A 24,864-nucleotide genomic window follows, 5' to 3' on the forward strand; every position below is an offset into this window, starting at 1 on the left:
GGCCTTTTATTTCTGCATCTTCTCCACCAGCCACTGGGCAAACTCGCGCATTGCGGGCGTTTCTGTCCGTGACTGTAGTCTTGTGAGCCAGTAGCTGCCGAGGTCAATCTGCGTTGCAAACGGCTGCACGATGCGCTCGCTGCTGAGTAAATGGGTAAACATATCGACAGGCGCAATGGCAATCCCTGCGCCTGCCTGCGCGGCTTCCAGCATGGTCACGGACGAATCAAACACCATCACCCGGTGCGTCGGCGAGGGAGGATGTTCACCCGCTGCCTGCATCCACGCAGCCCACTCGTCACGCCGGTAGGAGCGCAGCAGGGTAAACTTCAGGATATCTGCCGGGCTTTTTAGACAGGAGGCAATATCGGGTGTACAGAGCGCAGACAGCGGCGCAGGGCAAAGGAATTCTGCATCGGTTCCATGCCACGCGCCGCCACCGTAGCGAATAGTGTAATCAAGCCCTTCAGCCGCCGGGTCGACGCGATTGTTATGGGTGGAAAGATGAAGATCAATATGCGGATAGCGGCGGCGAAAGTCCGCAAGCTCAGAGAATAAAACCCCTGTGGCAAAGGTCCCTACCACACCTATTTTGAGCTTCTCCTGAGCGCGCTGGCTGGCAAAGCGATCCAGCATTCCGGCGATACGATCGAACGAGTCATTCAGCACCGGCAGTAAATTTTCGCCTTCGGTGGTCAACATCAGCCCACGCGACACGCGGACAAACAGCTGGCAATTAAGGTGCTGCTCCAGCGCCTTTACGTGCTGGCTAATCGCGGAATGGGTGACGTTCAGCTCGATAGCGGCATGCGTAAAACTGAGGTGCCTGGCGGCAGCTTCAAACGCCCGCAGGGAATTAAGAGGAAGATAGCTGCGCGTCATGGCCTCGTCCGTTAGAAAAAATAACAGCTAATGCTAAATTTAACCGTTTGTCAGCCATAGTCAAATCCAACAGACTACAGCGGTCTGACGGGCCCGGACACTCCCTTGAACTGCTATTACGGAAGATAAATGATGATGACAAAATCCCTTTGCTGCGCCCTGCTGCTCAGCACCTCCTGCTCGGTATTGGCTGCCCCGATGTCAGAAAAACAGCTGGCTGAGGTGGTTGAACGGACCGTTACGCCGCTGATGAAAGCGCAGGCCATTCCGGGCATGGCGGTGGCGGTGATTTATCAGGGTCAGCCGCACTACTTTACCTTCGGTAAAGCCGATGTTGCGGCAAACAAGCCTGTCACCCCACAAACCTTGTTCGAACTGGGTTCTATAAGTAAAACCTTCACCGGCGTACTGGGTGGCGATGCGATTGCTCGCGGTGAAATATCGCTCGGCGACCCGGTGACAAAGTACTGGCCTGAGCTGACGGGCAAGCCGTGGCAGGGGATCCGCATGCTGGATCTGGCAACTTATACCGCAGGCGGTCTGCCGTTACAGGTACCGGATGAGGTCACGGATAACGACTCTCTGCTGCGCTTTTATCAAAACTGGCAGCCGCAGTGGAAGCCGGGTACCACGCGTCTTTACGCCAATACCAGCATCGGCCTTTTTGGCGCGCTGGCGGTCAAACCTTCCGGCATGAGCTATGAGCAGGCCATAACGGCGCGGGTCTTTAAGCCGCTCAGGCTGGACCATACGTGGATTAACGTTCCGAAAGCGGAAGAGGCGCATTACGCCTGGGGATACCGTGACGGTAAAGCGGTACACGTTTCGCCAGGCATGCTCGACGCGGAAGCCTATGGCGTAAAAACCAACGTGAAGGATATGGCGAGCTGGGTGATGGTGAACATGAAGCCTGACTCCCTTCAGGATACTTCACTCAGGCAAGGCATTGCCCTGGCGCAGTCTCGCTACTGGCGCGTGGGGGCCATGTATCAGGGGTTGGGCTGGGAAATGTTTAACTGGCCGGTCGAAGCCAAAACCGTTGTTGAAGGTAGTGACAATAAGGTAGCGCTGGCGCCTCTGCCCGCAAGAGAAGTGAATCCTCCGGCGCCTCCGGTAAAAGCCTCATGGGTGCACAAAACCGGCTCAACCGGCGGGTTTGGCAGCTACGTGGCCTTTATTCCTGAAAAGCAGCTCGGCATTGTGATGCTGGCGAATAAAAGCTATCCGAACCCGGCACGCGTTGAGGCGGCATACCGTATCCTCGACGCGCTGCAGTAAAACATTGCCGGGTGGCGGCTTCGCCTTACCCGGCCTACAAAATCCACGGTGTGACGCCGCACAAAAACCACATTTTCCTTGCCGTCATCTACACTTAACAAAAAAACAGTAAGGAAACTCCTATGCGCATTCTGCCTGTTATCGCCGCGGTGACAGCCGCGTTTTTAGTGGTTGCCTGCAGTTCCCCTACCCCACCGCCTGGCGTTACCGTCGTCACGCCTTTTGATGCACAACGCTTCCTTGGAACATGGTATGAAATCGCGCGCCTCGACCATCGGTTTGAACAGGGCCTGGAGAAGGTCACGGCGAATTACAGTCCGATGGACGATGGCGGTATTCAGGTGATCAACCGGGGCTATAATCCCGACCGGGAGATGTGGCAACAGTCGATTGGGAAAGCGTACTTCACGGGCGACCCGCGACGGGCCGCGCTCAAAGTCTCTTTCTTTGGCCCGTTTTATGGCGGCTATAACGTGATCGCGCTCGACAGAGAGTACCGTCATGCGCTGGTCTGCGGGCCGGATCGCGACTATCTGTGGATACTTTCCCGCACGCCAACTATTTCGTCAGAAATGAAACAGCAGATGCTGGACGTCGCGACCCGGCAAGGGTTTGATGTGTCAAAACTTATCTGGGTAAAACAACCCCATTAATGGGTGCTGAGCTTGAGCCCAATGATCCCGGCCACAATCAAGGCGAGGCTGGCGATACGCGCCAGACTCGCTGACTCTCCCAGCAGCAGAATGCCGGTGATGGCGGCCCCTACCGCACCAATGCCCGTCCAGACGGCATAAGCCGTTCCCACAGGCAGCGAACGCATCGCCCAGGATAACAGGACAATACTCACGATCATCGCGGTGACGGTAATGACGCTGGGCGTCAGACGGGTAAATCCGTGGGTGTATTTGAGACCAATCGCCCATACCACTTCGAGCAGGCCAGCAATAAAAAGAATGATCCAGGACATTTCAGGCTCCTTAACTTAATTCAAGTTGGGGCCGTCCCCGGTGAAAGAAACGCTTACGGGTCGTCCCGTAAGGCAGAGATTACGCCCCATATTGTGGTTAGCGTGCTATTTTTTTTCAATCATTTTTTGCTGAACACGTTAAGGCAAGAAATAGCCGCAGTATGGCGCGTAGTTCCGGCATTTAGCACTCATCCGACTTCTCTATGATGATGTGCTTTCTGATGGCAGGAAGCCAAACCACTAGCCGACTGCGAATAAAATATGTTCAAAATTCTTTTGATTGACCGTTGTCACTTCACCCGCACGGGATTTGAAGCATGGCTCAATCATTCCGGTTTGTTCCCGGGACACTACGTTGTGACCGGGCTGAATAATCTGTTCCTTGCCAGAGAGCACATTCTGCAATGGAAACCCACGCTGGTTATCGCTGACCTGTACGGCTTCAGGCAGGATATCCATCATTTTCAGCAGCTCTCGTCCTTGCTCAACGCCAGTGAACGCTTACCGTTTATTTTGCTGCAATCGGGAGAGGACAACGGCATGACAGACTGGCTCGGACAGTTCCCGGTGTGGTCGTCATTGTTGAAAAACGCCAGTCTCGGAGAGGTGGCAACGGTTATCAACGACGCATTGATCTCGCGCTCATGCGCTGAAAGACCAACGGCAGCCGCCCCCTTGCTGACCCGGCAGGAAGAGAAAGTGCTGACATTGTGGATGGACGGCGCGAGCAATCAAAAGATTGCCGCTCACCTGAGTATCAACGGAAAAACGGTCTATACCTATAAGCGCAATATCCGCATGAAACTGCATATGGATACGCGTTTTTCTCCGTTTTTATCCCTGCAGGAAGTCGAGAATTGACGGTACGGTGAAAGTATCGTGCCGTACCGTCCATACATTTAGTTCTGGGCTTTCGTTGCTGCACCAGAAATAGCATTACCACCGTCGGAGATATCTTCCCCTACGCCGCGGGTGGTATTACATGCAGTCAACACTGTGGAAAGCACAAGGACAGAAAAGATCGCTGCAATTGTTTTCTTAACCATAATATCTTCCTTTTATAGCCAAAGTTGTTTTGTGTATAGCAACTTAAGGATAGACAAGATCCCGTCGTTTGACGGAAAAGGAAGCATTTTTAGGAAAATTAGACGGTGTTAGCTGGCAGCGTGAGAAATGATATGGCCGAGATCCTGGATATCTTCACCCACGCCGCGCGCGGTGTTACACCCGGAAAGCAATGCGCTGGAAAGCGCTAACAGAAGCAGAATTTTAACGGTACGTTTCATCATCCCTGCCTGCAAAAATCAGGCGCAGCGGGCGCTGCGCCTTCAATCATGACGTAAATTACTTCACGCGGGACACGTATTCGCCGGAGCGGGTATCCACTTTGATTACTTCGCCAGTCTGTACGAACAATGGCACTTTAACCACTGCGCCGGTAGACAGTTTGGCTGGTTTACCGCCGGTACCTGCGGTATCACCTTTCAGACCTGGATCGGTTTCAACGATTTCCAGTTCTACGAAGTTTGGTGGGGTCACAGCGATAGGCTGGCCGTTCCACAGGGTCACGATGCACTCAGCCTGATCCAGTAGCCATTTAGCGCTGTCACCTACCGCTTTCTCATCAGCGGACAGCTGTTCGAAAGTGGAGTTGTTCATGAAATGATAGAACTCACCGTCGTTGTACAGATAGGTCAGGTTCATATCAACAACATCAGCGCCTTCAGCGGAGTCAGTAGACTTGAAGGTTTTCTCAACACGGGTACCGGTCAGCAGACGGCGCAGCTTAACGCGTGCGAATGCCTGGCCTTTACCTGGTTTAACGAATTCGCTGGCTTCAACCGCGTACGGTTCGCCGTCCATCATGATTTTAAGACCAGCACGAAAATCGTTGCTATAGTACGTTGCCATAAGGCCCTCTAAATTTGTTAACTGGTAGCTAAGCCACAAAATGGCGCATATTGTAACCCTAAACACCCCGTCCAGAGAAGATTGGTTATCGCAACTTGCCGATGTAATCACCAGTCCTGATGAATTGCTGCGTCTTTTAGACCTCGATCAGCACCCAGAGTTGCTTGCAGGCCGCGAGGCAAAGCGCCTTTTCGCCCTGCGCGTTCCCCGTGCGTTTGTAGCGCGGATGGAGAAAGGCAACCCCAACGATCCGCTATTAAAACAAACGCTTACTTCGCAGGATGAGTTTGTCACCGCGCCGGGTTATAGCACCGATCCGCTGGAAGAGCAGAACAGCGTGGTGCCGGGTTTACTGCACAAGTATCTCAACCGCGCCCTGCTGCTGGTAAAAGGCGGCTGTGCGGTAAATTGTCGTTATTGCTTCCGTCGCCACTTCCCTTACGCCGAAAATCAGGGCAATAAACGCAACTGGCAGGTCGCGCTGGACTATATCGCCGCCCATCCGGAGCTGGATGAGATTATTTTTTCCGGCGGCGACCCGCTGATGGCGAAAGATCATGAGCTGGACTGGCTGCTGACCGAGCTTGAAGCCATCCCGCATATCAAGCGTCTGCGTATTCATAGCCGTTTACCGATTGTTATTCCAGCGCGGATCACGGACGGCCTGGTCTCACGCCTGGAGCAGTCTCGCTTGCAGGTGCTGCTGGTGAACCATATCAACCACGCGAACGAAATTGACGATGCGTTTCGCGCGGCGATGGCGCGGCTGCGTAAAGCGGACGTAACGCTGCTGAACCAGAGCGTACTGCTGCGCGGCGTGAATGACAGCGCACGCGTACTGGCCGACCTGAGCAATGCCCTGTTTGATGCGGGCGTGATGCCCTATTATCTGCACGTGCTGGATCGCGTTCAGGGCGCGGCGCATTTCATGGTGACGGATGAAGAAGCCCGGCAGATTATGCGCGAACTGTTAACGCTGGTTTCAGGCTATATGGTGCCGAAGCTGGCACGCGAGATTGGCGGAGAGCCGAGCAAGACGCCGCTGGATTTGCAGCTGCGGCAGAACTAAAAAGGCAGGTGGCGCTACGCTTACCTGCCCTACGGGGTCCGGGCGCAGCGCCATCAGCAAGTTAACTCAGTTCGGGCACTTGTAGACCTGGCCGTTCATCTGGCTGGCGGTCGGCACGAAGCTGGACAGCATACTCTGCGTTGGGCTGCTCACGCCGTAAATCACGTTACCGCCCATCGCCGCAGCCTGGTTACGCAGGGCATTCGCCGCACCGCGCATAGAACCACCTTCTTCGCCATGCTGACCTGACATCCAGTTACTTTGCTCACCGGTTGCCGTGCCTAACAGCTGGCATTCACTGCCAGGCTTATCTTCCACAAAGCGAACGCCCTGGCCCGCTGCCGACAGCTCATTGCTGGAGCTACAACCCGCCAGCAGCAATGCTGCCCCTACAATCCCTGCACAGACTTTTACGCGCATGTTATTCCTCGTTTTCAATAAGCTGGACAGTAGTTGTCCGTGTGTAAATCTTATACCTAAAAGATGACCAAAAGAAAAACCCCCGAGCATTTCTGCCCGGGGGTTTTTCACATTCTACGACGTAGAGCGCACGATTACATCATGCCGCCCATACCGCCCATGCCGCCCATGCCAGCAGCACCTAAGTCAGGTGCATCGCCTTTAGGCAGGTCGGTTACCATGCACTCGGTAGTGATCATCAGGCCAGCAACAGATGCCGCGTACTGCAGAGCAGAACGGGTCACTTTCGTTGGGTCCAGGATACCGAAGTCGATCATGTTGCCGTATTCTTCAGTTGCCGCGTTGTAACCGTAGTTACCTTCGCCCGCTTTCACGTTGTTGGTCACAACAGATGGCTCTTCACCGGCGTTGGACACGATCTGACGCAGAGGCGCTTCCATTGCGCGCAGCGCAACTTTGATACCCACGTTCTGATCTTCGTTCTGTGCGGTCAGGCCTGCCAGCTTAGCGGCAACACGCACCAGCGCAACACCACCACCAGCAACCACGCCTTCTTCTACCGCAGCACGGGTCGCGTGCAGGGCATCGTCAACGCGTGCTTTTTTCTCTTTCATTTCAACTTCGGTCGCCGCACCAACTTTGATTACCGCAACGCCGCCAGCCAGTTTCGCTACGCGCTCCTGCAGTTTTTCACGGTCGTAATCGGAAGTAGCTTCTTCGATCTGCTTACGGATCTGACCAACGCGGCCCTGAATAGCGGCTTCTTCACCCACGCCATCGATGATGGTGGTGGTGTCTTTGTTGATCACAACGCGTTTCGCCTGGCCCAGGTCTTCCAGGGTCGCTTTTTCCAGCTCCATACCGATCTCTTCAGAGATTACGGTACCGCCGGTCAGGGTAGCGATATCCTGCAGCATCGCTTTACGGCGATCGCCGAAGCCAGGTGCTTTAACCGCAGCCACTTTCACGATGCCGCGCATGGTGTTAACCACCAGGGTCGCCAGCGCTTCGCCTTCAACGTCTTCAGCGATGATAACCAGCGGCTTGCCTGCTTTCGCAACGGCTTCCAGCACTGGCAGCATTTCGCGGATGTTGGAGATTTTCTTGTCAGCCAGCAGGATGAACGGGCTTTCCAGCTCAACAGCGCCAGTCTCTGGCTTGTTGATGAAGTATGGGGACAGGTAACCGCGATCGAACTGCATACCTTCAACCACGTCCAGTTCGTCTTCCAGACCGGTACCGTCTTCAACGGTGATCACGCCTTCTTTACCGACTTTGTCCATCGCTTCAGCAATCAGTTTACCTACGGTTTCGTCGGAGTTAGCGGAGATGGTACCAACCTGAGCAATGGCTTTAGAGTCAGAGCACGGTACGGACAGCGCTTTCAGTTCTTCAACAGCGGAAGCGACAGCTTTATCGATACCACGTTTCAGATCCATTGGGTTCATGCCCGCAGCAACGGCTTTCAGACCTTCAGTGATGATCGCCTGCGCCAGTACGGTCGCGGTGGTGGTACCGTCGCCTGCAGCGTCGTTCGCTTTAGAGGCAACTTCTTTCACCATCTGCGCGCCCATGTTTTCGAACTTGTCTTCCAGCTCAATTTCACGTGCTACAGAAACACCATCTTTGGTGATGGTTGGCGCGCCGAAGGATTTATCCAGCACTACGTTACGGCCTTTCGGGCCCAGGGTCACTTTAACTGCATCTGCCAGTACGTTTACGCCGCGGAGCATTTTTACACGAGCGTCGTTACCGAATTTTACGTCTTTAGCTGCCATGTTCTTATTTCCTCAAATTCTCGTGCGTAAATTACGCTTCAACAATTGCCAGAATGTCGCTCTCGGACATGATCAACACTTCTTCATTGTCGATCTTCTCGGATTTCACGCCGTAGCCATCGTTGAAAATTACGATGTCACCAACTTTAACGTCCAGTGGCTGCACAGTTCCGTTTTCCAGGATGCGGCCCTTACCGACAGCGATGATTTCGCCACGCGTTGATTTGGCTGCTGCGAACCGGTCAGAACGATGCCGCCAGCAGACTTGGTTTCAACTTCTTTACGTTTGACGATCACACGATCATGTAACGGACGAATACTCATTGATAGCTCTCCTTTGAGAAAGTCATTATCAGTTATGGATGACGCCGGCCCGCATGCGGTTTTCCGACTAGTGCCCTGAGAGATGGGGATAGCTTTTTACCCCTTCAAGGGGGAGTCGAAAAAAAAATTTGCGAAAGTGTTACCATCGCCTCTCTTTTGGTACGGGCAGGGCGATGTCAATGAGTGGACTCAAGCAGGAGTTGGGGCTGGCGCAGGGCGTTGGACTGCTCTCAACCTCCTTGTTAGGTACGGGCGTGTTTGCCGTCCCCGCGCTGGCGGCGCTGGTGGCTGGAAATAATAGCCTGTGGGCGTGGCCAGCGCTGATTGTACTGGTTTTCCCGATAGCCATTGTGTTTGCCATCCTGGGGCGGCATTTCCCCAGCGCGGGCGGCGTAGCGCACTTTGTCGGCCTGGCCTTTGGCCCGCGGCTGCAGCGCGTCACCGGCTGGCTGTTTCTCTCCGTCATTCCGGTTGGCCTTCCTGCGGCGCTGCATATTGCGACCGGCTTTGGTCAGGCGCTGTTTGGCTGGCATAACGAGCAGTTATTGCTGGCCGAGCTGGGTACGCTGGCTATCGTCTGGTGGGTAGGCTCTCGCGGAGCGAGCTCCAGCGCCAACCTGCAGACGCTGGTTGCGGTGCTGATTGTCGCGCTCGTTGCCGCTATCTGGTGGGCAGGCGATATCACAATCAAGGACATTCCCTTCCCGGCGGTGACAGACGTCGACCATTCACAGCTTTTCGCCGCGCTCTCGGTCATGTTCTGGTGTTTTGTGGGTCTGGAAGCCTTTGCCCATCTGGCGTCGGAATTTAAGCAGCCTGAACGCGATTTCCCCCGCGCGCTGATGATAGGCCTGCTGCTGGCAGGCACGGTCTATTGGGCCTGCACCGTGCTGGTATTACACTTCAACGCGTTCGGTGCGGATCTCGCTGCTGCCGCATCTCTGCCGGGTATCGTGGTGGAACTGTTCGGCGTGAAGGCGCTGTGGATCGCCTGCGTCATTGGCTATCTGGCCTGTTTTGCCAGCCTGAATATTTATATCCAGAGCTTTGCCCGGCTGGTGTGGTCGCAGGCGCTCGACAAACCTGAGAATCGCCTCGCGCGCCTGTCTAAACGCCAGCTTCCGCTGAATGCCCTGAATGCCGTACTGGGCTGCTGCGTGTTGAGCACGCTGTGTATTTACGCGCTGAAGATCAATCTGGACGCGCTGATCGTCTACGCCAACGGTATTTTCATCATGATCTACCTGCTGTGCATGCTGGCGGGATGTCGCTTGCTGAAAGGTCGTTATAAAGCACTGGCGGTCGTCGGGGGCGTGCTTTGCCTGCTGTTGCTGGCGATGGTGGGATGGAAGAGTCTGTACGCGATTGTCATGCTGGCAGGGCTGTGGCTGTTTTTGCCGAAACGGCAGAATCGGGAGGCCCGGTAAGCGAAGCGCTACCGGGCAAAAAAATCACCGATCGTCCTTATGATCTAACCGGTCGCGCTGGTCGTCCTTACGCTGGTATTCCCCTTCAAACGTATCGCCCGGCCCGGTACTGAACCCGCCACCCGGCATGCGGTTGAAACGCAGATGCGGCAGCAGCTTCATGGTCAGGTGCTTCTGCACCGGCGGTAACAGCAGCAACAGGCCGAGGAAATCGGTAAAGAACCCCGGCAGGATGAGCAGCAGCCCCGCAATAATCAGCGATACGCTTTTGATCATCTCCGCTGCCGGGCTTTCGCCTGCGGCCATCTTCTCCTGCATTAACAGGAAATTTTTGAAACCCTGATTACGCACCAGCGACATGCCGATGACGGAGGTGAAAATCACCAGAATCAGCGTCAGCAGGACGCCCAGCACGTGGGCAACCTGGATGAAAATGGAAATCTCAATGTAAACATAGAGAAAGAAAGCAATAAACGGTATCCAGCGCACTGGCATCTCCTGTGTGGCAAGGGCCGTAGGGCCCCTGTCTGAATGTGTTCGCGACGCGCGTTTGTAAGAAATGGTGACGGTTAGCGAAAATTCAATCAGTTTGCACGGATATTTTTTTTGGAAATATTAAAGCGGTGACCCATTTCACAGATTAATAATTATCATGGAATCGGCTCGATAATAAGTGATCCAGCTTACGGCAATTCGCTATCATCAGCATATGATCTCGAGCATCTGGCTGATTGAGGGAATAATCGTCGGCCAGAAAATATTCAAAACCACATATATACTGTGTGTTTAGTACAATCCATCGGCAGCTTGAAAAGAAGGTTCACATGTTAAACAACATTCGTATCGAAGAAGACTTGTTGGGTACCAGGGAAGTTCCAGCGGATGCCTACTACGGTGTTCACACTCTGAGAGCGATTGAAAACTTCTACATCAGCAACAGCAAAATCAGCGACATCCCTGAGTTTGTCCGTGGCATGGTGATGGTGAAGAAAGCCGCAGCACTGGCCAACAAAGAGCTGCAAACCATTCCTAAAAGCGCGGCAAATGCGATTATCGCGGCCTGCGATGAAGTGCTGAACAACGGCAAATGCATGGACCAGTTCCCGGTTGACGTCTATCAGGGCGGCGCGGGCACCTCCGTCAACATGAACACTAACGAAGTACTGGCAAACATTGGCCTGGAGCTGATGGGTCACCAGAAAGGTGAATACCAGTACCTGAACCCGAACGACCACGTTAACAAATGCCAGTCCACCAACGACGCCTACCCTACCGGCTTCCGTATCGCGGTGTATGCCTCTGTAGTGAAACTGGTAGATGCGATCAACCAGCTGGGTGATGGCTTCCAGCGTAAAGCGGTTGAGTTCCAGGACATCCTGAAAATGGGTCGTACCCAGCTGCAGGACGCGGTGCCGATGACGCTCGGCCAGGAATTCCACGCGTTTAACGTGCTGCTTAACGAAGAGACTAAAAACCTGCTGCGCACCTCCGAGCTGCTGCTGGAAGTGAACCTGGGCGCAACCGCCATCGGTACGCGTCTGAACACCCCGGACGGCTATCAGCAGCTGGCGGTACAGAAGCTGGCTGAAGTCTCTAACCTGCCGGTTGTGCCTGCAGAAGACCTGATTGAAGCGACGTCCGACTGCGGCGCCTACGTCATGGTGCACAGCGCCCTGAAACGTCTGGCAGTGAAACTGTCCAAAATCTGTAACGACCTGCGCCTGCTCTCTTCCGGTCCGCGCGCTGGCCTGAACGAAATCAACCTGCCAGAACTGCAGGCCGGTTCGTCCATCATGCCAGCCAAGGTGAACCCGGTTGTGCCAGAAGTGGTGAACCAGGTTTGCTTCAAAGTCATCGGCAACGATACAACCGTGACCATGGCCTCTGAAGCGGGTCAGCTGCAGCTGAACGTGATGGAGCCAGTGATTGGCCAGGCGATGTTTGAATCTATCCACATCCTGACGAACGCCTGCTACAACCTGCTGGAAAAATGCATTAACGGCATCACAGCGAATAAAGAAGTCTGTGAGGGTTATGTCTATAACTCCATCGGGATCGTCACCTACCTCAACCCGTTCATCGGTCACCACAACGGTGACATCGTCGGTAAGATTTGCGCCGAAACCGGTAAGAGCGTACGTGAAGTGGTGCTGGAACGCGGGCTGTTGACCGAAGCCGAGCTGGACGATATCTTCTCGGCCCAGAACCTGATGCACCCGGCATATAAAGCGAAACGATATACCGATGAAAGCGAACAGTAACCGTTCAGGCTAGGCTTCTTAAGGCACGTCACTTGTGACGTGCCTTTTTTCTTTTTAGGCGTTACCTAAATACAACAATTCAATATCAACTTGTTAATAAGCAAGGCAGGTCTTTATGTTTGGAGCAGAACTCGTCATCGTCTTGTTGGCGATTTATTTGGGCGCACGACTCGGGGGTATCGGCATCGGTTTTGCCGGCGGTCTCGGGGTGCTTGTTCTTACCCTTATCTTTCAGATTAAACCCGGCGCAATCCCTTTTGACGTTATCGAAATCATCATGGCGGTTATTGCCGCTATCGCCGCCATGCAGGTGGCAGGCGGTATGGACTATCTGGTAAGCCTGGCGGAGCGTATGCTGCGCCGCCATCCAAAATACATCACCTTCCTTGCCCCGCTGGTGACCTGGTTTATGACCATTCTCGCCGGTACGGGCCACACCGCCTTTTCTACGCTGCCGGTGATTACCGAAGTGGCGAAAGAGCAAGGTATCCGCCCGTCTCGTCCGCTCTCTATTGCCGTCGTCGCGTCCCAGATTGCGATTACCGCCTCGCCGATTTCCGCTGCGGTGGTCTTCTTCGCCGGTATCCTTGAGCCGATGGGCGTGAGCTACCTGACGCTGCTGGCGATCTGTATCCCGGTGACGCTGATTGCGGTGATGATCACTGCCGTGCTGTGTAACTTCCTCGGCGCTGAGCTGAAAGACGATCCGGTGTATCAGGAACGTCTGGCAAAAGGTGAAGTGAGCCTGCGCGGCAGCCAGGTCTTCGAGCTGAAGCCGCACGCAAAACGCTCCGTGCTGCTGTTCCTGATCGGTATTGTCGCCGTCATGTTCTACGCGACCGCTATCAGCGATACCGTGGGGCTGATCCAGAACCCGGTCCTGCCGCGTAACGAAGCGATTGTGGTGTTTATGCTGACCATCGCGACGCTGATTAGCATCACCTGTAAAATTGATACCAGCGAAGTGCTGAACGCCAGCACCTTCAAATCGGGTATGAGCGCCTGCGTGTGCGTCCTCGGTGTAGCCTGGCTTGGTGATACCTTCGTGAAAGCGCACATCAGCGACATTCAGACCGTAGCCGGCGACCTGCTGCACAACTACCCGTGGCTGCTGGCGGTGGTGCTGTTCTTTGCCGCTACCCTGCTTTACTCTCAAGCGGCGACCACCAAAGCGCTGATGCCTGCGGCACTGATGCTGGGCGTTACCCCGCTGACGGCGATTGCCTCTTTCGCGGCGGTTTCTGCCCTGTTCGTTCTGCCAACCTACCCAACCCTGCTGGCGGCGGTGGAGATGGACGACACCGGCTCAACCCGTATCGGTAAGTATGTGTTTAACCACGCGTTCCTGATCCCGGGCGTGGTCGCCATTTCACTTTGCGTGATCCTCGGCTTTATCATTGGCGGCGTGGTGCTGTAAACGGTGAGTGGTTGTAAAAATAGTTAAAATCGGGCCGCTCTGCGGCCCGTTTCATTAATGACCAACCGCCTTGCGTGATATAGTGAAGCCTTTCGTGATGAGGAGGTCGACTTGTGAACACGCCTGATGCTGTTGTCGTACTGTGTACCGCCCCTGATGAAGCCTCTGCCCAGGATCTCGCCGCTAAAGTGCTGGCCGAAAAACTGGCTGCCTGCGTGACGCTCCTCCCCGGTGCCACCTCCCTTTATTACTGGGAAGGCAAGCTGGAGCAGGAGTACGAAGTCCAGATGTTGCTCAAAACTAATCTGGCGAATCAGCAGGCTCTCCTGGACTGCCTCAAATCTCATCATCCTTACCAAACCCCGGAACTGCTGGTCTTGCCAGTGGTTCATGGCGATAACGACTATCTCTCATGGCTCAACGCTTCCTTACGCTGATCCTGCTGCTGTGCAGCACGTCAGCTTTTGCCGGGTTGTTTGACGCGCCCGGCCGTTCGAACTTTATTCCTGCCGACCAGGCTTTCGTTTTCGACTTTCAGCAAAACCAGCACGATCTCAGTCTTACCTGGCAGGTGAAAGAGGGCTATTACCTCTATCGCAAGCAGGTGAGCATTACCCCTGCCCAGGCAAACGTGGGCACACTGCAGATGCCCGCTGGCGAGTGGCACGAGGACGAGTTCTACGGCAAGAGTGAGATCTATCGCCAGCGCCTAAGCGTCCCCGTTACGGTGAATCAGGCCGATAAAGGCGCAACGCTGACGGTGACGTATCAGGGCTGCGCCGACGCGGGATTCTGCTATCCGCCGGAAACGAAGGTCGTTCCGCTCAGCGAAGTGAAAGCCGCCGCCGCTATTCCCCCTCTCCCCTCAGGGGAGAGGGCCAGGGTGAGGGGTGAAGGAGAAGGCGAAGCCGCGTCAGACCTTCCGTTCTCAGCGCTTTGGGCCTTGCTGATCGGTATCGGCATTGCCTTTACGCCGTGCGTGCTGCCGATGTATCCGCTCATCTCTGGTATCGTGCTGGGCGGTAAGCAACGGCTTTCCACCGCACGCGCCCTGCTGTTGGCCTTTATTTATGTGCAGGGCATGGCGTTGACCTACACAGCCCTTGGCCTTGTGGTTGCCGCTGCCGGGTTACAGTTCCAGGCCGCGCTGCAGCATCCTTACGTCCTTATTGGCCTGTCGGTGGTCTTCATCCTGCTGGCACTGTCGATGTTCGGCCTGTTTACCCTGCAGTTACCCTCGGCTTTGCAGACTCGCTTAACGCTGATGAGTAACCGCCAGCAGGGTGGCTCGGCGGGTGGGGTATTCGCGATGGGAGCCATCGCCGGTTTGATTTGTTCCCCTTGCACCACCGCACCGCTGAGCGCCATCCTGCTCTATATCGCCCAGAGCGGCAATATGTGGCTCGGCGGCGGAACGTTGTACCTGTATGCCCTGGGCATGGGCCTGCCGCTGATTCTGGTCACGGTTTTCGGCAATCGACTGCTGCCGAAGAGCGGCCCGTGGATGGAGACGGTGAAAACCGCGTTTGGCTTTGTCATCCTCGCGCTGCCGGTGTTCCTCCTTGAGCGTATCATCGGCGATGTCTGGGGCTTGCGCCTGTGGGCGATGCTTGGCGTAGCATTCTTTGCCTGGGCGTTTATCGTCAGCCTGGGGGCGAAACAGCCATGGATGCGCCTGGTGCAAATCCTTCTGCTCGCTGCCGCGCTGGTGAGCGTACGCCCTCTGCAGGACTGGGCGTTCGGCACACCGGTGGGTCAGACGCAAGCGCATCTGAACTTCACCCAGATTAAAAACGTGGATGAACTCAACAGCGCCCTGGCAGAGGCAAAAGGCAAACCGGTGATGCTCGATCTCTATGCCGACTGGTGTGTCGCCTGCAAAGAGTTTGAAAAATATACCTTTAGCGATCCGCAGGTGCAAAGCACCCTGAAAGAGACCGTTTTGCTCCAGGCGAACGTGACCGCCAATAATGCGCAGGATAAGGCTCTGCTGAAGCAGCTTAACGTGCTCGGGCTGCCAACCATTCTGTTCTTCAATCAACAGGGCCAGGAGCAGCCAGAACAGCGTGTAACCGGGTTTATGGATGCGGCGGCATTTAGCGCGCATTTGCGCAATCGCCAACCGTAAACAACACTTTAAACGGGACAAACCGTTGGGAATAGCGGAGGAGATAACCGTGCAACGTGAAGACGTACTGGGACAAGCCCTGCAACTACTTGAGATTCAAGGGATCGCCAGCACCACGCTTGAGATGGTAGCCGACCGTATCGATTATCCCCTGGATGAACTTAAGCGCTTCTGGCCGGATAAAGAGGCGCTACTCTATGATGCCCTGCGCTATCTCAGCCAGCAGGTTGATATCTGGCGCAGGCAACTGATGCTGAATGAAGAACTGACCTCGGAGCAAAAGCTTCTGGCGCGCTATACCGCCCTGACGGAATGCGTCAGCAACAACCGGTACCCGGGTTGTCTATTCATCGCCGCCTGCACTTATTTTCCCGACCCAGGCCATCCTATCCACCAGTTGGCGGAGCAGCAAAAACGGGCGGCGCATGACTTCACCCACGAGCTGCTGACCACGCTGGAAGTCGATGACCCGGCGATGGTGGCGAAGCAGATGGAGCTGGTGCTGGAAGGTTGCCTTAGCCGCATGCTGGTGAACCGTAGCCAGGCCGATGTGGATACGGCACACCGTCTGGCGGAAGATATTTTGCGATTTGCTCAGTGTCGTATGGGCGGAGCACTGACCTAAGCCAGGATGCCCGCCCAGGCAGAGACGAGAAGACACAGCGCCATCAGGCGCTGAAACCGCACCATCGCCACGGTGGTGCGAAAAATTCGGTTCACCGCTTTACCCAACCACGCCCAGCACATCAAACAGACGATTGAGATCAGCAGAAACCATAGCGCCATTAGCGCAATATCCCGCAATGCATGGTCGCCAGCCGGGGCAAACAGACTGACGACGGCCAGCGCCATCATCCAGGTTTTCGGGTTCACGATCTGCAGCAGCGCCGCTGCCTGAGCGGTGAATCGGCTACGGTTCTCAGCGGAAAGACGAGCAGCCGGGGCGCGAAACAGCTGCCAGCTCATCCAGCTTAGCCACAGCACGCCTGCCCAGCTCATTATCTGACGTATCAGAGGATACTGACGCAGCACTTCTCCTGCGCCCGCGCCTGATACCAGCACGATCGCACTGGCCGCGATACACCCGCCCAGAATAGCAGGTACGGTATTTTTTACGCCAAAGTGCTGGCTGTTCGTCAGCACCAGGATATTGGTTGGCCCCGGCGTAATGGAGGCGACAAATGCGAACAACAGAAAGGGTATCAAACTCACAGGTGGCTCCTTTTTATTAGAGCCATGAATGTGCCGTTATTTTTTGGAAACGTCTGGAAGGTTTGTGCACAACCGGCGGTAGTGTGCAGGAGAGATACGGTAAGCCCGCTGAAACCAACGCCCCAAATGGCTTTGATCGGCAAAACCCACTGCGGCAGCCACATCAACGGGCTGGTCACCGCGCGCCAGCAGCTGTCGAGCCTTTGCCAGACGCAGCTGAATAAGCCATGCGTGGGGCGCCAGGTTGAACTCACGCTTGAAACAGCGCGTCAGGGTAAAGCGATCCGTGCCCGTCTCGCGCGCAAGGTCTGACAGCCCCACGTTCTCACCGATATGGGCATAGAGAAAGTCGCGCGCACGATGCGCCACGGCAGCGCTTTGTAACTGCGACGGCAGTTTCTTACGCCAGTGACAATGGGCGGTGATCCGGGAGAGCAGATTATCCATTGTGCTCTGCTGAACGATTTTCATCTCGTCATTATGCAGGGTAGAGAATGTCTCACCGATAGCGCACACCAGCTGCGGCTCCCGCGTCAGCGTTTGGGCAAAGTGGAGTGAATAACTCCCGGGAGTCGATTCGTAGAGCCCCTGTAGCGCATGGGTAAGCCAGCGCTCATCAAGATAGAAGGTCAGATAGGTAAAACCGCCCTCTACAGGCGCATCTCCGTCGTGAATTTCTCCAGGCTCGAGGAGAAATGCGTCGCCCGGCTGGCTACGATGACGCTCACGGCGGCAATGAAACTGCTGCGTGCCGGAGAGGGTTATCCCTACCAGATAGCTATCGTGCCAGTGCGGATCAAAGGCATGCCCTTCGAAATGCGCTTTAATCGTCTCAATACCCGTATCTGCATGCTGACGCAGTTCAAGCCAGTCATTCGTCATACTGCCCTCCTCTTACTCTCAGCATTGCCGTATCACACAGGTACTGTCTGGAAGATTTGTGCATTTTCGCGGCGAAAGCGGACAGATTGCCGCAAACTTAAGCAGTTGAACAGCTTTTCCCGAAATAATGTTGACGATCGGGCGTGATTGCGGTTTAATGCGCTCCGTTGCCCGGATAGCTCAGTCGGTAGAGCAGGGGATTGAAAATCCCCGTGTCCTTGGTTCGATTCCGAGTCCGGGCACCACTATTTAAAGAACCCAGCCTATGGCTGGGTTTTTGCTTTTCTGCGTTTATAAATCCCTTCTTTGTATTCTTGTTTCTTTTTATCGTGGGATCGTGCGGCCTGCGTTGCCGGATGGCGGCTTTGCCTTATCCGGCCTACTAAGCCCGCAGCGCTACTGGTTTTTTGTACGCACAAAGCAAAAAACCCCGCACCTTACGGTACGGGGTTCTTCTAATTGATGCCTGGCAGTTCCCTACTCTCACATGGGGAGACCCCACACTACCATCGGCGCTACGGCGTTTCACTTCTGAGTTCGGCATGGGGTCAGGTGGGACCACCGCGCTAAAGCCGCCAGGCAAATTCTGTTAAATCTGTATCAAAGCTGAAAATCTTCTGTCTCTTCGCCGAAACAGCTTCGGCGTTGTAAGGTTAAGCCTCACGGTTCATTAGTATCGGTTAGCTCAACGCATCGCTGCGCTTACACACCCGACCTATCAACGTCGTAGTCTTCAACGTTCCTTCAGGACCCTTAAAGGGTCAGGGAGAACTCATCTCGGGGCAAGTTTCGTGCTTAGATGCTTTCAGCACTTATCTTTTCCGCATTTAGCTACCGGGCAATGCCATTGGCATGACAACCCGAACACCAGTGATGCGTCCACTCCGGTCCTCTCGTACTAGGAGCAGCCCCCCTCAATTCTCCAGCGCCCACGGCAGATAGGGACCGAACTGTCTCACGACGTTCTAAACCCAGCTCGCGTACCACTTTAAATGGCGAACAGCCATACCCTTGGGACCTACTTCAGCCCCAGGATGTGATGAGCCGACATCGAGGTGCCAAACACCGCCGTCGATATGAACTCTTGGGCGGTATCAGCCTGTTATCCCCGGAGTACCTTTTATCCGTTGAGCGATGGCCCTTCCATTCAGAACCACCGGATCACTATGACCTGCTTTCGCACCTGCTCGAGCCGTCACTCTCGCAGTCAAGCTAGCTTATGCCATTGCACTAACCTCCTGATGTCCGACCAGGATTAGCTAACCTTCGTGCTCCTCCGTTACTCTTTGGGAGGAGACCGCCCCAGTCAAACTACCCACCAGACACTGTCCGCAACCCGGATTACGGGTCTACGTTAGAACACCAGCCATTAAAGGGTGGTATTTCAAGGTTGGCTCCACGCAGACTGGCGTCCACGCTTCAAAGCCTCCCACCTATCCTACACATCAAGGACCAGTGTTCAGTGTCAAGCTATAGTAAAGGTTCACGGGGTCTTTCCGTCTTGCCGCGGGTACACTGCATCTTCACAGCGAGTTCAATTTCACTGAGTCTCGGGTGGAGACAGCCTGGCCATCATTACGCCATTCGTGCAGGTCGGAACTTACCCGACAAGGAATTTCGCTACCTTAGGACCGTTATAGTTACGGCCGCCGTTTACCGGGGCTTCGATCAAGAGCTTCGCGTTGCCGCTAACCCCATCAATTAACCTTCCGGCACCGGGCAGGCGTCACACCGTATACGTCCACTTTCGTGTTTGCACAGTGCTGTGTTTTTAATAAACAGTTGCAGCCAGCTGGTATCTTCGACTGATTTCAGCTCCACCCGCAGGGGCTTCACCTACATATCAGCGTGCCTTCTCCCGAAGTTACGGCACCATTTTGCCTAGTTCCTTCACCCGAGTTCTCTCAAGCGCCTTGGTATTCTCTACCTGACCACCTGTGTCGGTTTGGGGTACGATTTGATGTTACCTGATGCTTAGAGGCTTTTCCTGGAAGCAGGGCATTTGTTACTTCAGCACCGTAGTGCCTCGTCATCACACCTCAGCGTTAGAAGAGTTCCGGATTTACCTAAAACTCCCGCCTACATGCTTAAACCGGGACAACCGTCGCCCGGCTAACATAGCCTTCTCCGTCCCCCCTTCGCAGTAACACCAAGTACAGGAATATTAACCTGTTTCCCATCGACTACGCCTTTCGGCCTCGCCTTAGGGGTCGACTCACCCTGCCCCGATTAACGTTGGACAGGAACCCTTGGTCTTCCGGCGTGCGGGCTTTTCACCCGCATTATCGTTACTTATGTCAGCATTCGCACTTCTGATACCTCCAGCATGCCTCACAGCACACCTTCAACGGCTTACAGAACGCTCCCCTACCCAACAACGCATAAGCGTCGCTGCCGCAGCTTCGGTGCATGGTTTAGCCCCGTTACATCTTCCGCGCAGGCCGACTCGACCAGTGAGCTATTACGCTTTCTTTAAATGATGGCTGCTTCTAAGCCAACATCCTGGCTGTCTGTGCCTTCCCACATCGTTTCCCACTTAACCATGACTTTGGGACCTTAGCTGGCGGTCTGGGTTGTTTCCCTCTTCACGACGGACGTTAGCACCCGCCGTGTGTCTCCCGTGATAACATTCTTCGGTATTCGTAGTTTGCATCGGGTTGGTAAGCCGGGATGGCCCCCTAGCCGAAACAGTGCTCTACCCCCGAAGATGAATTCACGAGGCGCTACCTAAATAGCTTTCGGGGAGAACCAGCTATCTCCCGGTTTGATTGGCCTTTCACCCCCAGCCACAAGTCATCCGCTAATTTTTCAACATTAGTCGGTTCGGTCCTCCAGTTAGTGTTACCCAACCTTCAACCTGCCCATGGCTAGATCACCGGGTTTCGGGTCTATACCCTGCAACTTAACGCCCAGTTAAGACTCGGTTTCCCTTCGGCTCCCCTATACGGTTAACCTTGCTACAGAATATAAGTCGCTGACCCATTATACAAAAGGTACGCAGTCACACCACGAAGGTGCTCCCACTGCTTGTACGTACACGGTTTCAGGTTCTTTTTCACTCCCCTCGCCGGGGTTCTTTTCGCCTTTCCCTCACGGTACTGGTTCACTATCGGTCAGTCAGGAGTATTTAGCCTTGGAGGATGGTCCCCCCATATTCAGACAGGATACCACGTGTCCCGCCCTACTCTTCGAGTTCACAACCTGTGTGCTTTCGTGTACGGGGCTATCACCCTGTATCGCCGGACTTTCCAGACCGTTCCACTAACACACAAGCTGATTCAGACTCTGGGCTGCTCCCCGTTCGCTCGCCGCTACTGGGGGAATCTCGGTTGATTTCTTTTCCTCGGGGTACTTAGATGTTTCAGTTCCCCCGGTTCGCCTCGTTAACCTATGTATTCAGTTAACGATAGTGTGTCGGAACACACTGGGTTTCCCCATTCGGACATCGCCGGGTCAAAGGTTCATATCACCTCGCCGGCGCTTTTCGCAGATTAGCACGTCCTTCATCGCCTCTGACTGCCAGGGCATCCACCGTGTACGCTTAGTCGCTTAACCTCACAACCCGAAGATGTTTCTTTCGATTCACCATCGACTTGCGAAAATTTGAGAGACTCGAACACACATAACATGTGTGTCGTTTCAATTTTCAGCTTGATCCAGATTTTTAAAGAGCAAATATCTCAAACGTCACCCGAAGATGAGTTTTGAGATACTGAGGCAGGTGACTTTCACTCACGAACCAGCAAGTGGCGTCCCCTAGGGGATTCGAACCCCTGTTACCGCCGTGAAAGGGCGGTGTCCTGGGCCTCTAGACGAAGGGGACACTGAAGTCTCAATCGCAAGACGCCTTGCTATTTACTTTTCATCAGACAATCTGTGTGAGCACTACAAAGGCAGGTTCTTTAAGGTAAGGAGGTGATCCAACCGCAGGTTCCCCTACGGTTACCTTGTTACGACTTCACCCCAGTCATGAATCACAAAGTGGTAAGCGCCCTCCCGAAGGTTAAGCTACCTACTTCTTTTGCAACCCACTCCCATGGTGTGACGGGCGGTGTGTACAAGGCCCGGGAACGTATTCACCGTAGCATTCTGATCTACGATTACTAGCGATTCCGACTTCATGGAGTCGAGTTGCAGACTCCAATCCGGACTACGACGCACTTTATGAGGTCCGCTTGCTCTCGCGAGGTCGCTTCTCTTTGTATGCGCCATTGTAGCACGTGTGTAGCCCTACTCGTAAGGGCCATGATGACTTGACGTCATCCCCACCTTCCTCCAGTTTATCACTGGCAGTCTCCTTTGAGTTCCCGGCCGGACCGCTGGCAACAAAGGATAAGGGTTGCGCTCGTTGCGGGACTTAACCCAACATTTCACAACACGAGCTGACGACAGCCATGCAGCACCTGTCTCAGAGTTCCCGAAGGCACCAATCCATCTCTGGAAAGTTCTCTGGATGTCAAGAGTAGGTAAGGTTCTTCGCGTTGCATCGAATTAAACCACATGCTCCACCGCTTGTGCGGGCCCCCGTCAATTCATTTGAGTTTTAACCTTGCGGCCGTACTCCCCAGGCGGTCGACTTAACGCGTTAGCTCCGGAAGCCACGCCTCAAGGGCACAACCTCCAAGTCGACATCGTTTACGGCGTGGACTACCAGGGTATCTAATCCTGTTTGCTCCCCACGCTTTCGCACCTGAGCGTCAGTCTTTGTCCAGGGGGCCGCCTTCGCCACCGGTATTCCTCCAGATCTCTACGCATTTCACCGCTACACCTGGAATTCTACCCCCCTCTACAAGACTCTAGCCTGCCAGTTTCGAATGCAGTTCCCAGGTTGAGCCCGGGGATTTCACATCCGACTTGACAGACCGCCTGCGTGCGCTTTACGCCCAGTAATTCCGATTAACGCTTGCACCCTCCGTATTACCGCGGCTGCTGGCACGGAGTTAGCCGGTGCTTCTTCTGCGGGTAACGTCAATTGCTGAGGTTATTAACCTCAACACCTTCCTCCCCGCTGAAAGTACTTTACAACCCGAAGGCCTTCTTCATACACGCGGCATGGCTGCATCAGGCTTGCGCCCATTGTGCAATATTCCCCACTGCTGCCTCCCGTAGGAGTCTGGACCGTGTCTCAGTTCCAGTGTGGCTGGTCATCCTCTCAGACCAGCTAGGGATCGTCGCCTAGGTGAGCCGTTACCCCACCTACTAGCTAATCCCATCTGGGCACATCTGATGGCAAGAGGCCCGAAGGTCCCCCTCTTTGGTCTTGCGACGTTATGCGGTATTAGCTACCGTTTCCAGTAGTTATCCCCCTCCATCAGGCAGTTTCCCAGACATTACTCACCCGTCCGCCGCTCGTCACCCAGGAGCAAGCTCCCTGTGCTACCGCTCGACTTGCATGTGTTAGGCCTGCCGCCAGCGTTCAATCTGAGCCATGATCAAACTCTTCAATTTAAGTTTGATGCTCGTGAATTAAACTTCGTAATGAATTACGTATGTTCACTCAGAGACTTGGTATTCATTTATTGTCCGAAGACATTAAGAATCCATGTCACTTTGAGTGCCCACACAGATTGTCTGATAAATTGTTAAAGAGCAGTGCAACGCGGCTTTCGCTCACCGTTGCGAGGTGGCGTATATTACGCTTTCCTCTTTCAGAGTCAACCCGTTATTTCAGGATTTTTTCTCTTCAACCGAACCGCTTGTTGTGTGAAGTGATTCACATCCGCCGTGTCGATGGAGGCGCATTATAGGGAGTTCTCAGCAGGCCGCAACCGCTAAATGACAGAAAAATGACTGACTGCTGCATTCCACAGCAAAACCCCGCCTTATACCCTTTTATGCACAAAGTTATCCACAATCATGAGCGGATCGCGATGCGATCCTACGAATTGAACGGGAAGATCAACTATACTAGCGGCAAATACTCTCCTCTGTGCAGGCCCATCCTCATGACCACACAACGCCTTGCCCGTGACTGGCGTCTCCCTACTGCAGGAGTGATGCTGCTGGCAATCCTCTTTGCCGGTTTTACCCTGCATGCGCACTGGAACGCTTTTATCCAGTGGTGTCTCGCCACACAAATTACGCTGCACCGTTATCTGGTGATGTATCTGCTGCAGCTTAATAACCACCAGTACAGCGGCGGATTATGGCTGTTAACGGGGGCTTTCCTTTATGGTGTCCTTCACGCCATCGGACCCGGGCACGGAAAATTCATTGTGACGACCTATCTGACCACCAATAAGGAAAGCGAGCTGGCCGCCCGGGTCGTCCCCTTCCTGGGTAGCCTGATGCAGGGCGTGAGCGCCATTCTGTTTGTCTTTATTCTGGCGGTGGGGTTTAACCTCGCCTCAGGGGATATCAGTACCAGCCGCTGGTACGTGGAGAAGATAAGCGCAGTGCTTATTGGCGCTTTTGGCGCGTTTGTTATTTATCAGGCGCTGAAGAGCCTGCGTCCACACAGGTTAACGATCTCAGCCATCAAGCCGCTTCATCAGCACGATGAACACTGTGGCTGCGGTCATCATGGCGTGGGGGCAAACCTGACACAAGGCGACTGGAAAACGCGCCTGGGCGTCATTCTGGCGATTGGCGCACGCCCGTGCAGCGGGGCGATCATGATCCTGATGTTTTCGAACGCGCTGGGCATTGTCACCTGGGGGGTGGCCGCAGTCATGACCATGTCTTTGGGAACCGCGCTCTCTATCGTGGGGCTTTCACTGGCAGTACGCTACGCCCGCGAGCGCACGGTGAGCTGGTTCGGAGAAAGCGCCTCATTAAGATGGCTCGTACCGGCAGTCAAAATAGCCGGAGGGATAGTCCTGATCCTGTTCGCAACGGTGCTGTTCCTGACGGTGATCCCCATCAGCGCCAATGGCGACTACATCGCTGCTGGATGCTAATAAAAGAAA

21 protein-coding genes, 2 tRNA genes, 3 rRNA genes and 1 pseudogene are annotated in these 24,864 nt (G+C 54.5%); 12 read left to right on the plus strand and 15 right to left on the minus strand.

Translation table 11 applies throughout. From position 1 onward, the window contains the following. Positions 1 to 6: 6 nt before the first annotated feature. Positions 7 to 882, minus strand: coding sequence for a LysR family transcriptional regulator AmpR (gene ampR, locus NQ230_RS21220; protein ID WP_121424835.1), 876 nt, complete (start codon positions 880 to 882; stop codon positions 7 to 9). A gap of 132 nt (positions 883 to 1,014) precedes the next feature. Between ampR and blaACT the strand changes: the two genes are divergently transcribed. Then, positions 1,015 to 2,160: an ACT family cephalosporin-hydrolyzing class C beta-lactamase gene (gene blaACT, locus NQ230_RS21225; protein WP_257261357.1), complete on the plus strand. Its 1,146-nt coding sequence runs from the start codon at positions 1,015 to 1,017 to the stop codon at positions 2,158 to 2,160. Positions 2,161 to 2,282: 122 nt separating this feature from the next. Then, on the plus strand, positions 2,283 to 2,813 hold the full coding sequence (locus NQ230_RS21230; RefSeq protein WP_045888999.1) for a lipocalin family protein: 531 nt from the start codon (positions 2,283 to 2,285) through the stop codon (positions 2,811 to 2,813). Here the strand turns inward: NQ230_RS21230 and sugE are convergent. Next, positions 2,810 to 3,127, minus strand: a complete 318-nt coding sequence (gene sugE, locus NQ230_RS21235) for a quaternary ammonium compound efflux SMR transporter SugE (protein WP_006178944.1) — start codon at positions 3,125 to 3,127, stop codon at positions 2,810 to 2,812. The two genes, NQ230_RS21230 and sugE, sit on opposite strands and share 4 nt — an antisense overlap. A gap of 261 nt (positions 3,128 to 3,388) precedes the next feature. Between sugE and NQ230_RS21240 the strand changes: the two genes are divergently transcribed. Continuing rightward, on the plus strand, positions 3,389 to 3,988 hold the full coding sequence (locus tag NQ230_RS21240) for a helix-turn-helix transcriptional regulator (RefSeq protein WP_121424834.1): 600 nt from the start codon (positions 3,389 to 3,391) through the stop codon (positions 3,986 to 3,988). Positions 3,989 to 4,026: 38 nt separating this feature from the next. Here NQ230_RS21240 and ecnB read toward each other — a convergent pair whose 3' ends face one another. The 3 genes from ecnB to efp form a co-directional block, all read right to left on the minus strand. Further along, a complete protein-coding gene (ecnB, locus tag NQ230_RS21245; RefSeq protein ID WP_047346104.1) occupies positions 4,027 to 4,173 on the minus strand; it encodes a lipoprotein toxin entericidin B in 147 nt (48 codons plus the stop codon). Positions 4,174 to 4,281: 108 nt separating this feature from the next. Next, entirely contained in the window at positions 4,282 to 4,413 is a 132-nt protein-coding gene (locus NQ230_RS21250; protein WP_032643762.1) for an entericidin A/B family lipoprotein, read from the minus strand. 58 nt (positions 4,414 to 4,471) lie between these two features. Next, positions 4,472 to 5,038: an elongation factor P gene (gene efp / locus NQ230_RS21255; protein WP_010427766.1), complete on the minus strand. Its 567-nt coding sequence runs from the start codon at positions 5,036 to 5,038 to the stop codon at positions 4,472 to 4,474. Positions 5,039 to 5,078: 40 nt separating this feature from the next. Between efp and epmB the strand changes: the two genes are divergently transcribed. Further along, positions 5,079 to 6,107: an EF-P beta-lysylation protein EpmB gene (epmB, locus tag NQ230_RS21260; RefSeq protein ID WP_213822738.1), complete on the plus strand. Its 1,029-nt coding sequence runs from the start codon at positions 5,079 to 5,081 to the stop codon at positions 6,105 to 6,107. A 66-nt stretch (positions 6,108 to 6,173) separates the two neighbouring features. Here the strand turns inward: epmB and NQ230_RS21265 are convergent, their stop codons facing one another. The 3 genes and pseudogenes from NQ230_RS21265 to NQ230_RS21275 form a co-directional block, all read right to left on the minus strand. Next, positions 6,174 to 6,527, minus strand: coding sequence for a DUF4156 domain-containing protein (locus NQ230_RS21265; protein WP_023310115.1), 354 nt, complete (start codon positions 6,525 to 6,527; stop codon positions 6,174 to 6,176). A gap of 134 nt (positions 6,528 to 6,661) precedes the next feature. Then, a complete protein-coding gene (gene groL / locus NQ230_RS21270; protein ID WP_010427772.1) occupies positions 6,662 to 8,305 on the minus strand; it encodes a chaperonin GroEL in 1,644 nt (547 codons plus the stop codon). A 31-nt stretch (positions 8,306 to 8,336) separates the two neighbouring features. Beyond that, positions 8,337 to 8,629 (minus strand): annotated as a pseudogene (locus NQ230_RS21275) (co-chaperone GroES). Positions 8,630 to 8,808: 179 nt separating this feature from the next. On the opposite strand from NQ230_RS21275, the gene yjeH reads away from it, so the two are divergent. Further along, positions 8,809 to 10,056 carry an L-methionine/branched-chain amino acid transporter gene (gene yjeH, locus NQ230_RS21280; protein ID WP_121424832.1) on the plus strand — a complete coding sequence of 416 codons (1,248 nt, stop codon included), beginning with the start codon at positions 8,809 to 8,811 and terminating at the stop codon, positions 10,054 to 10,056. 24 nt (positions 10,057 to 10,080) lie between these two features. On the opposite strand, the gene NQ230_RS21285 is transcribed toward yjeH, so the two are convergent. Next, a complete protein-coding gene (locus tag NQ230_RS21285; RefSeq protein WP_183078920.1) occupies positions 10,081 to 10,545 on the minus strand; it encodes an FxsA family protein in 465 nt (154 codons plus the stop codon). A gap of 335 nt (positions 10,546 to 10,880) precedes the next feature. On the opposite strand from NQ230_RS21285, the gene aspA reads away from it, so the two are divergent. The 5 genes from aspA to NQ230_RS21310 all read left to right on the plus strand — a co-directional run bounded on the left by aspA (position 10,881) and on the right by NQ230_RS21310 (position 16,487). Next, positions 10,881 to 12,317, plus strand: coding sequence for an aspartate ammonia-lyase (aspA, locus tag NQ230_RS21290; protein ID WP_003855923.1), 1,437 nt, complete (start codon positions 10,881 to 10,883; stop codon positions 12,315 to 12,317). 115 nt (positions 12,318 to 12,432) lie between these two features. Continuing rightward, entirely contained in the window at positions 12,433 to 13,734 is a 1,302-nt protein-coding gene (locus tag NQ230_RS21295) for an anaerobic C4-dicarboxylate transporter (RefSeq protein ID WP_024907357.1), read from the plus strand. A 113-nt stretch (positions 13,735 to 13,847) separates the two neighbouring features. Further along, positions 13,848 to 14,171, plus strand: coding sequence for a divalent cation tolerance protein CutA (gene cutA / locus NQ230_RS21300; RefSeq protein ID WP_014168278.1), 324 nt, complete (start codon positions 13,848 to 13,850; stop codon positions 14,169 to 14,171). Then, on the plus strand, positions 14,147 to 15,862 hold the full coding sequence (locus NQ230_RS21305; protein WP_257259038.1) for a protein-disulfide reductase DsbD: 1,716 nt from the start codon (positions 14,147 to 14,149) through the stop codon (positions 15,860 to 15,862). Before cutA ends, NQ230_RS21305 begins: the two co-directional genes overlap by 25 nt. A gap of 49 nt (positions 15,863 to 15,911) precedes the next feature. Further along, positions 15,912 to 16,487, plus strand: a complete 576-nt coding sequence (locus tag NQ230_RS21310; protein WP_219324276.1) for a transcriptional regulator — start codon at positions 15,912 to 15,914, stop codon at positions 16,485 to 16,487. Here NQ230_RS21310 and NQ230_RS21315 read toward each other — a convergent pair. Beyond that, entirely contained in the window at positions 16,484 to 17,074 is a 591-nt protein-coding gene (locus tag NQ230_RS21315) for a LysE family translocator (RefSeq protein WP_213822732.1), read from the minus strand. The two genes, NQ230_RS21310 and NQ230_RS21315, sit on opposite strands and share 4 nt — an antisense overlap. A gap of 36 nt (positions 17,075 to 17,110) precedes the next feature. Beyond that, positions 17,111 to 17,956, minus strand: coding sequence for an AraC family transcriptional regulator (locus tag NQ230_RS21320; RefSeq protein ID WP_257259042.1), 846 nt, complete (start codon positions 17,954 to 17,956; stop codon positions 17,111 to 17,113). A 169-nt stretch (positions 17,957 to 18,125) separates the two neighbouring features. Here NQ230_RS21320 and NQ230_RS21325 point away from each other — a divergent pair. Then, positions 18,126 to 18,201: transfer RNA gene (locus tag NQ230_RS21325), tRNA-Phe, on the plus strand. Positions 18,202 to 18,420: 219 nt separating this feature from the next. Here the strand turns inward: NQ230_RS21325 and rrf are convergent. The 4 genes from rrf to NQ230_RS21345 all read right to left on the minus strand — a co-directional run bounded on the left by rrf (position 18,421) and on the right by NQ230_RS21345 (position 23,404). Further along, positions 18,421 to 18,536, minus strand: a 5S ribosomal RNA gene (gene rrf, locus NQ230_RS21330). A gap of 69 nt (positions 18,537 to 18,605) precedes the next feature. Beyond that, positions 18,606 to 21,511, minus strand: a 23S ribosomal RNA gene (locus tag NQ230_RS21335). A gap of 192 nt (positions 21,512 to 21,703) precedes the next feature. After that, positions 21,704 to 21,779 (minus strand) — tRNA-Glu (locus NQ230_RS21340). Positions 21,780 to 21,864: 85 nt separating this feature from the next. Continuing rightward, positions 21,865 to 23,404 (minus strand): 16S ribosomal RNA (locus tag NQ230_RS21345). Together the 16S, 23S and 5S rRNA genes with 1 tRNA gene alongside form the textbook arrangement of a ribosomal RNA operon. Before the next feature lie 497 nt (positions 23,405 to 23,901). On the opposite strand from NQ230_RS21345, the gene NQ230_RS21350 reads away from it, so the two are divergent. After that, a complete protein-coding gene (locus NQ230_RS21350) occupies positions 23,902 to 24,855 on the plus strand; it encodes a nickel/cobalt transporter (protein ID WP_193940994.1) in 954 nt (317 codons plus the stop codon). Positions 24,856 to 24,864: the final 9 nt, after the last annotated feature.

This window comes from Enterobacter asburiae, from assembly GCF_024599655.1.
Lineage (GTDB): Bacteria > Pseudomonadota > Gammaproteobacteria > Enterobacterales > Enterobacteriaceae > Enterobacter > Enterobacter asburiae_D.

What these genes read in the sequence shown, in the direction of transcription:
- ampR (WP_121424835.1), bottom strand. Translation starts at nt 882, where the DNA reads ATGACGCGCAGCTATCTTCCTCTTAATTCCCTGCGGGCGTTTGAAGCT.
- NQ230_RS21230 (WP_045888999.1), top strand. Translation starts at nt 2,283, where the DNA reads ATGCGCATTCTGCCTGTTATCGCCGCGGTGACAGCCGCGTTTTTAGTG.
- NQ230_RS21305 (WP_257259038.1), top strand. Translation starts at nt 14,147, where the DNA reads ATGGCTCAACGCTTCCTTACGCTGATCCTGCTGCTGTGCAGCACGTCA.
- ecnB (WP_047346104.1), bottom strand. Translation starts at nt 4,173, where the DNA reads ATGGTTAAGAAAACAATTGCAGCGATCTTTTCTGTCCTTGTGCTTTCC.
- yjeH (WP_121424832.1), top strand. Translation starts at nt 8,809, where the DNA reads ATGAGTGGACTCAAGCAGGAGTTGGGGCTGGCGCAGGGCGTTGGACTG.
- NQ230_RS21295 (WP_024907357.1), top strand. Translation starts at nt 12,433, where the DNA reads ATGTTTGGAGCAGAACTCGTCATCGTCTTGTTGGCGATTTATTTGGGC.
- NQ230_RS21240 (WP_121424834.1), top strand. Translation starts at nt 3,389, where the DNA reads ATGTTCAAAATTCTTTTGATTGACCGTTGTCACTTCACCCGCACGGGA.
- NQ230_RS21265 (WP_023310115.1), bottom strand. Translation starts at nt 6,527, where the DNA reads ATGCGCGTAAAAGTCTGTGCAGGGATTGTAGGGGCAGCATTGCTGCTG.
- epmB (WP_213822738.1), top strand. Translation starts at nt 5,079, where the DNA reads ATGGCGCATATTGTAACCCTAAACACCCCGTCCAGAGAAGATTGGTTA.
- aspA (WP_003855923.1), top strand. Translation starts at nt 10,881, where the DNA reads ATGTTAAACAACATTCGTATCGAAGAAGACTTGTTGGGTACCAGGGAA.
- NQ230_RS21320 (WP_257259042.1), bottom strand. Translation starts at nt 17,956, where the DNA reads ATGACGAATGACTGGCTTGAACTGCGTCAGCATGCAGATACGGGTATT.
- NQ230_RS21250 (WP_032643762.1), bottom strand. Translation starts at nt 4,413, where the DNA reads ATGAAACGTACCGTTAAAATTCTGCTTCTGTTAGCGCTTTCCAGCGCA.
- blaACT (WP_257261357.1), top strand. Translation starts at nt 1,015, where the DNA reads ATGATGACAAAATCCCTTTGCTGCGCCCTGCTGCTCAGCACCTCCTGC.
- NQ230_RS21350 (WP_193940994.1), top strand. Translation starts at nt 23,902, where the DNA reads ATGACCACACAACGCCTTGCCCGTGACTGGCGTCTCCCTACTGCAGGA.
- sugE (WP_006178944.1), bottom strand. Translation starts at nt 3,127, where the DNA reads ATGTCCTGGATCATTCTTTTTATTGCTGGCCTGCTCGAAGTGGTATGG.
- efp (WP_010427766.1), bottom strand. Translation starts at nt 5,038, where the DNA reads ATGGCAACGTACTATAGCAACGATTTTCGTGCTGGTCTTAAAATCATG.
- groL (WP_010427772.1), bottom strand. Translation starts at nt 8,305, where the DNA reads ATGGCAGCTAAAGACGTAAAATTCGGTAACGACGCTCGTGTAAAAATG.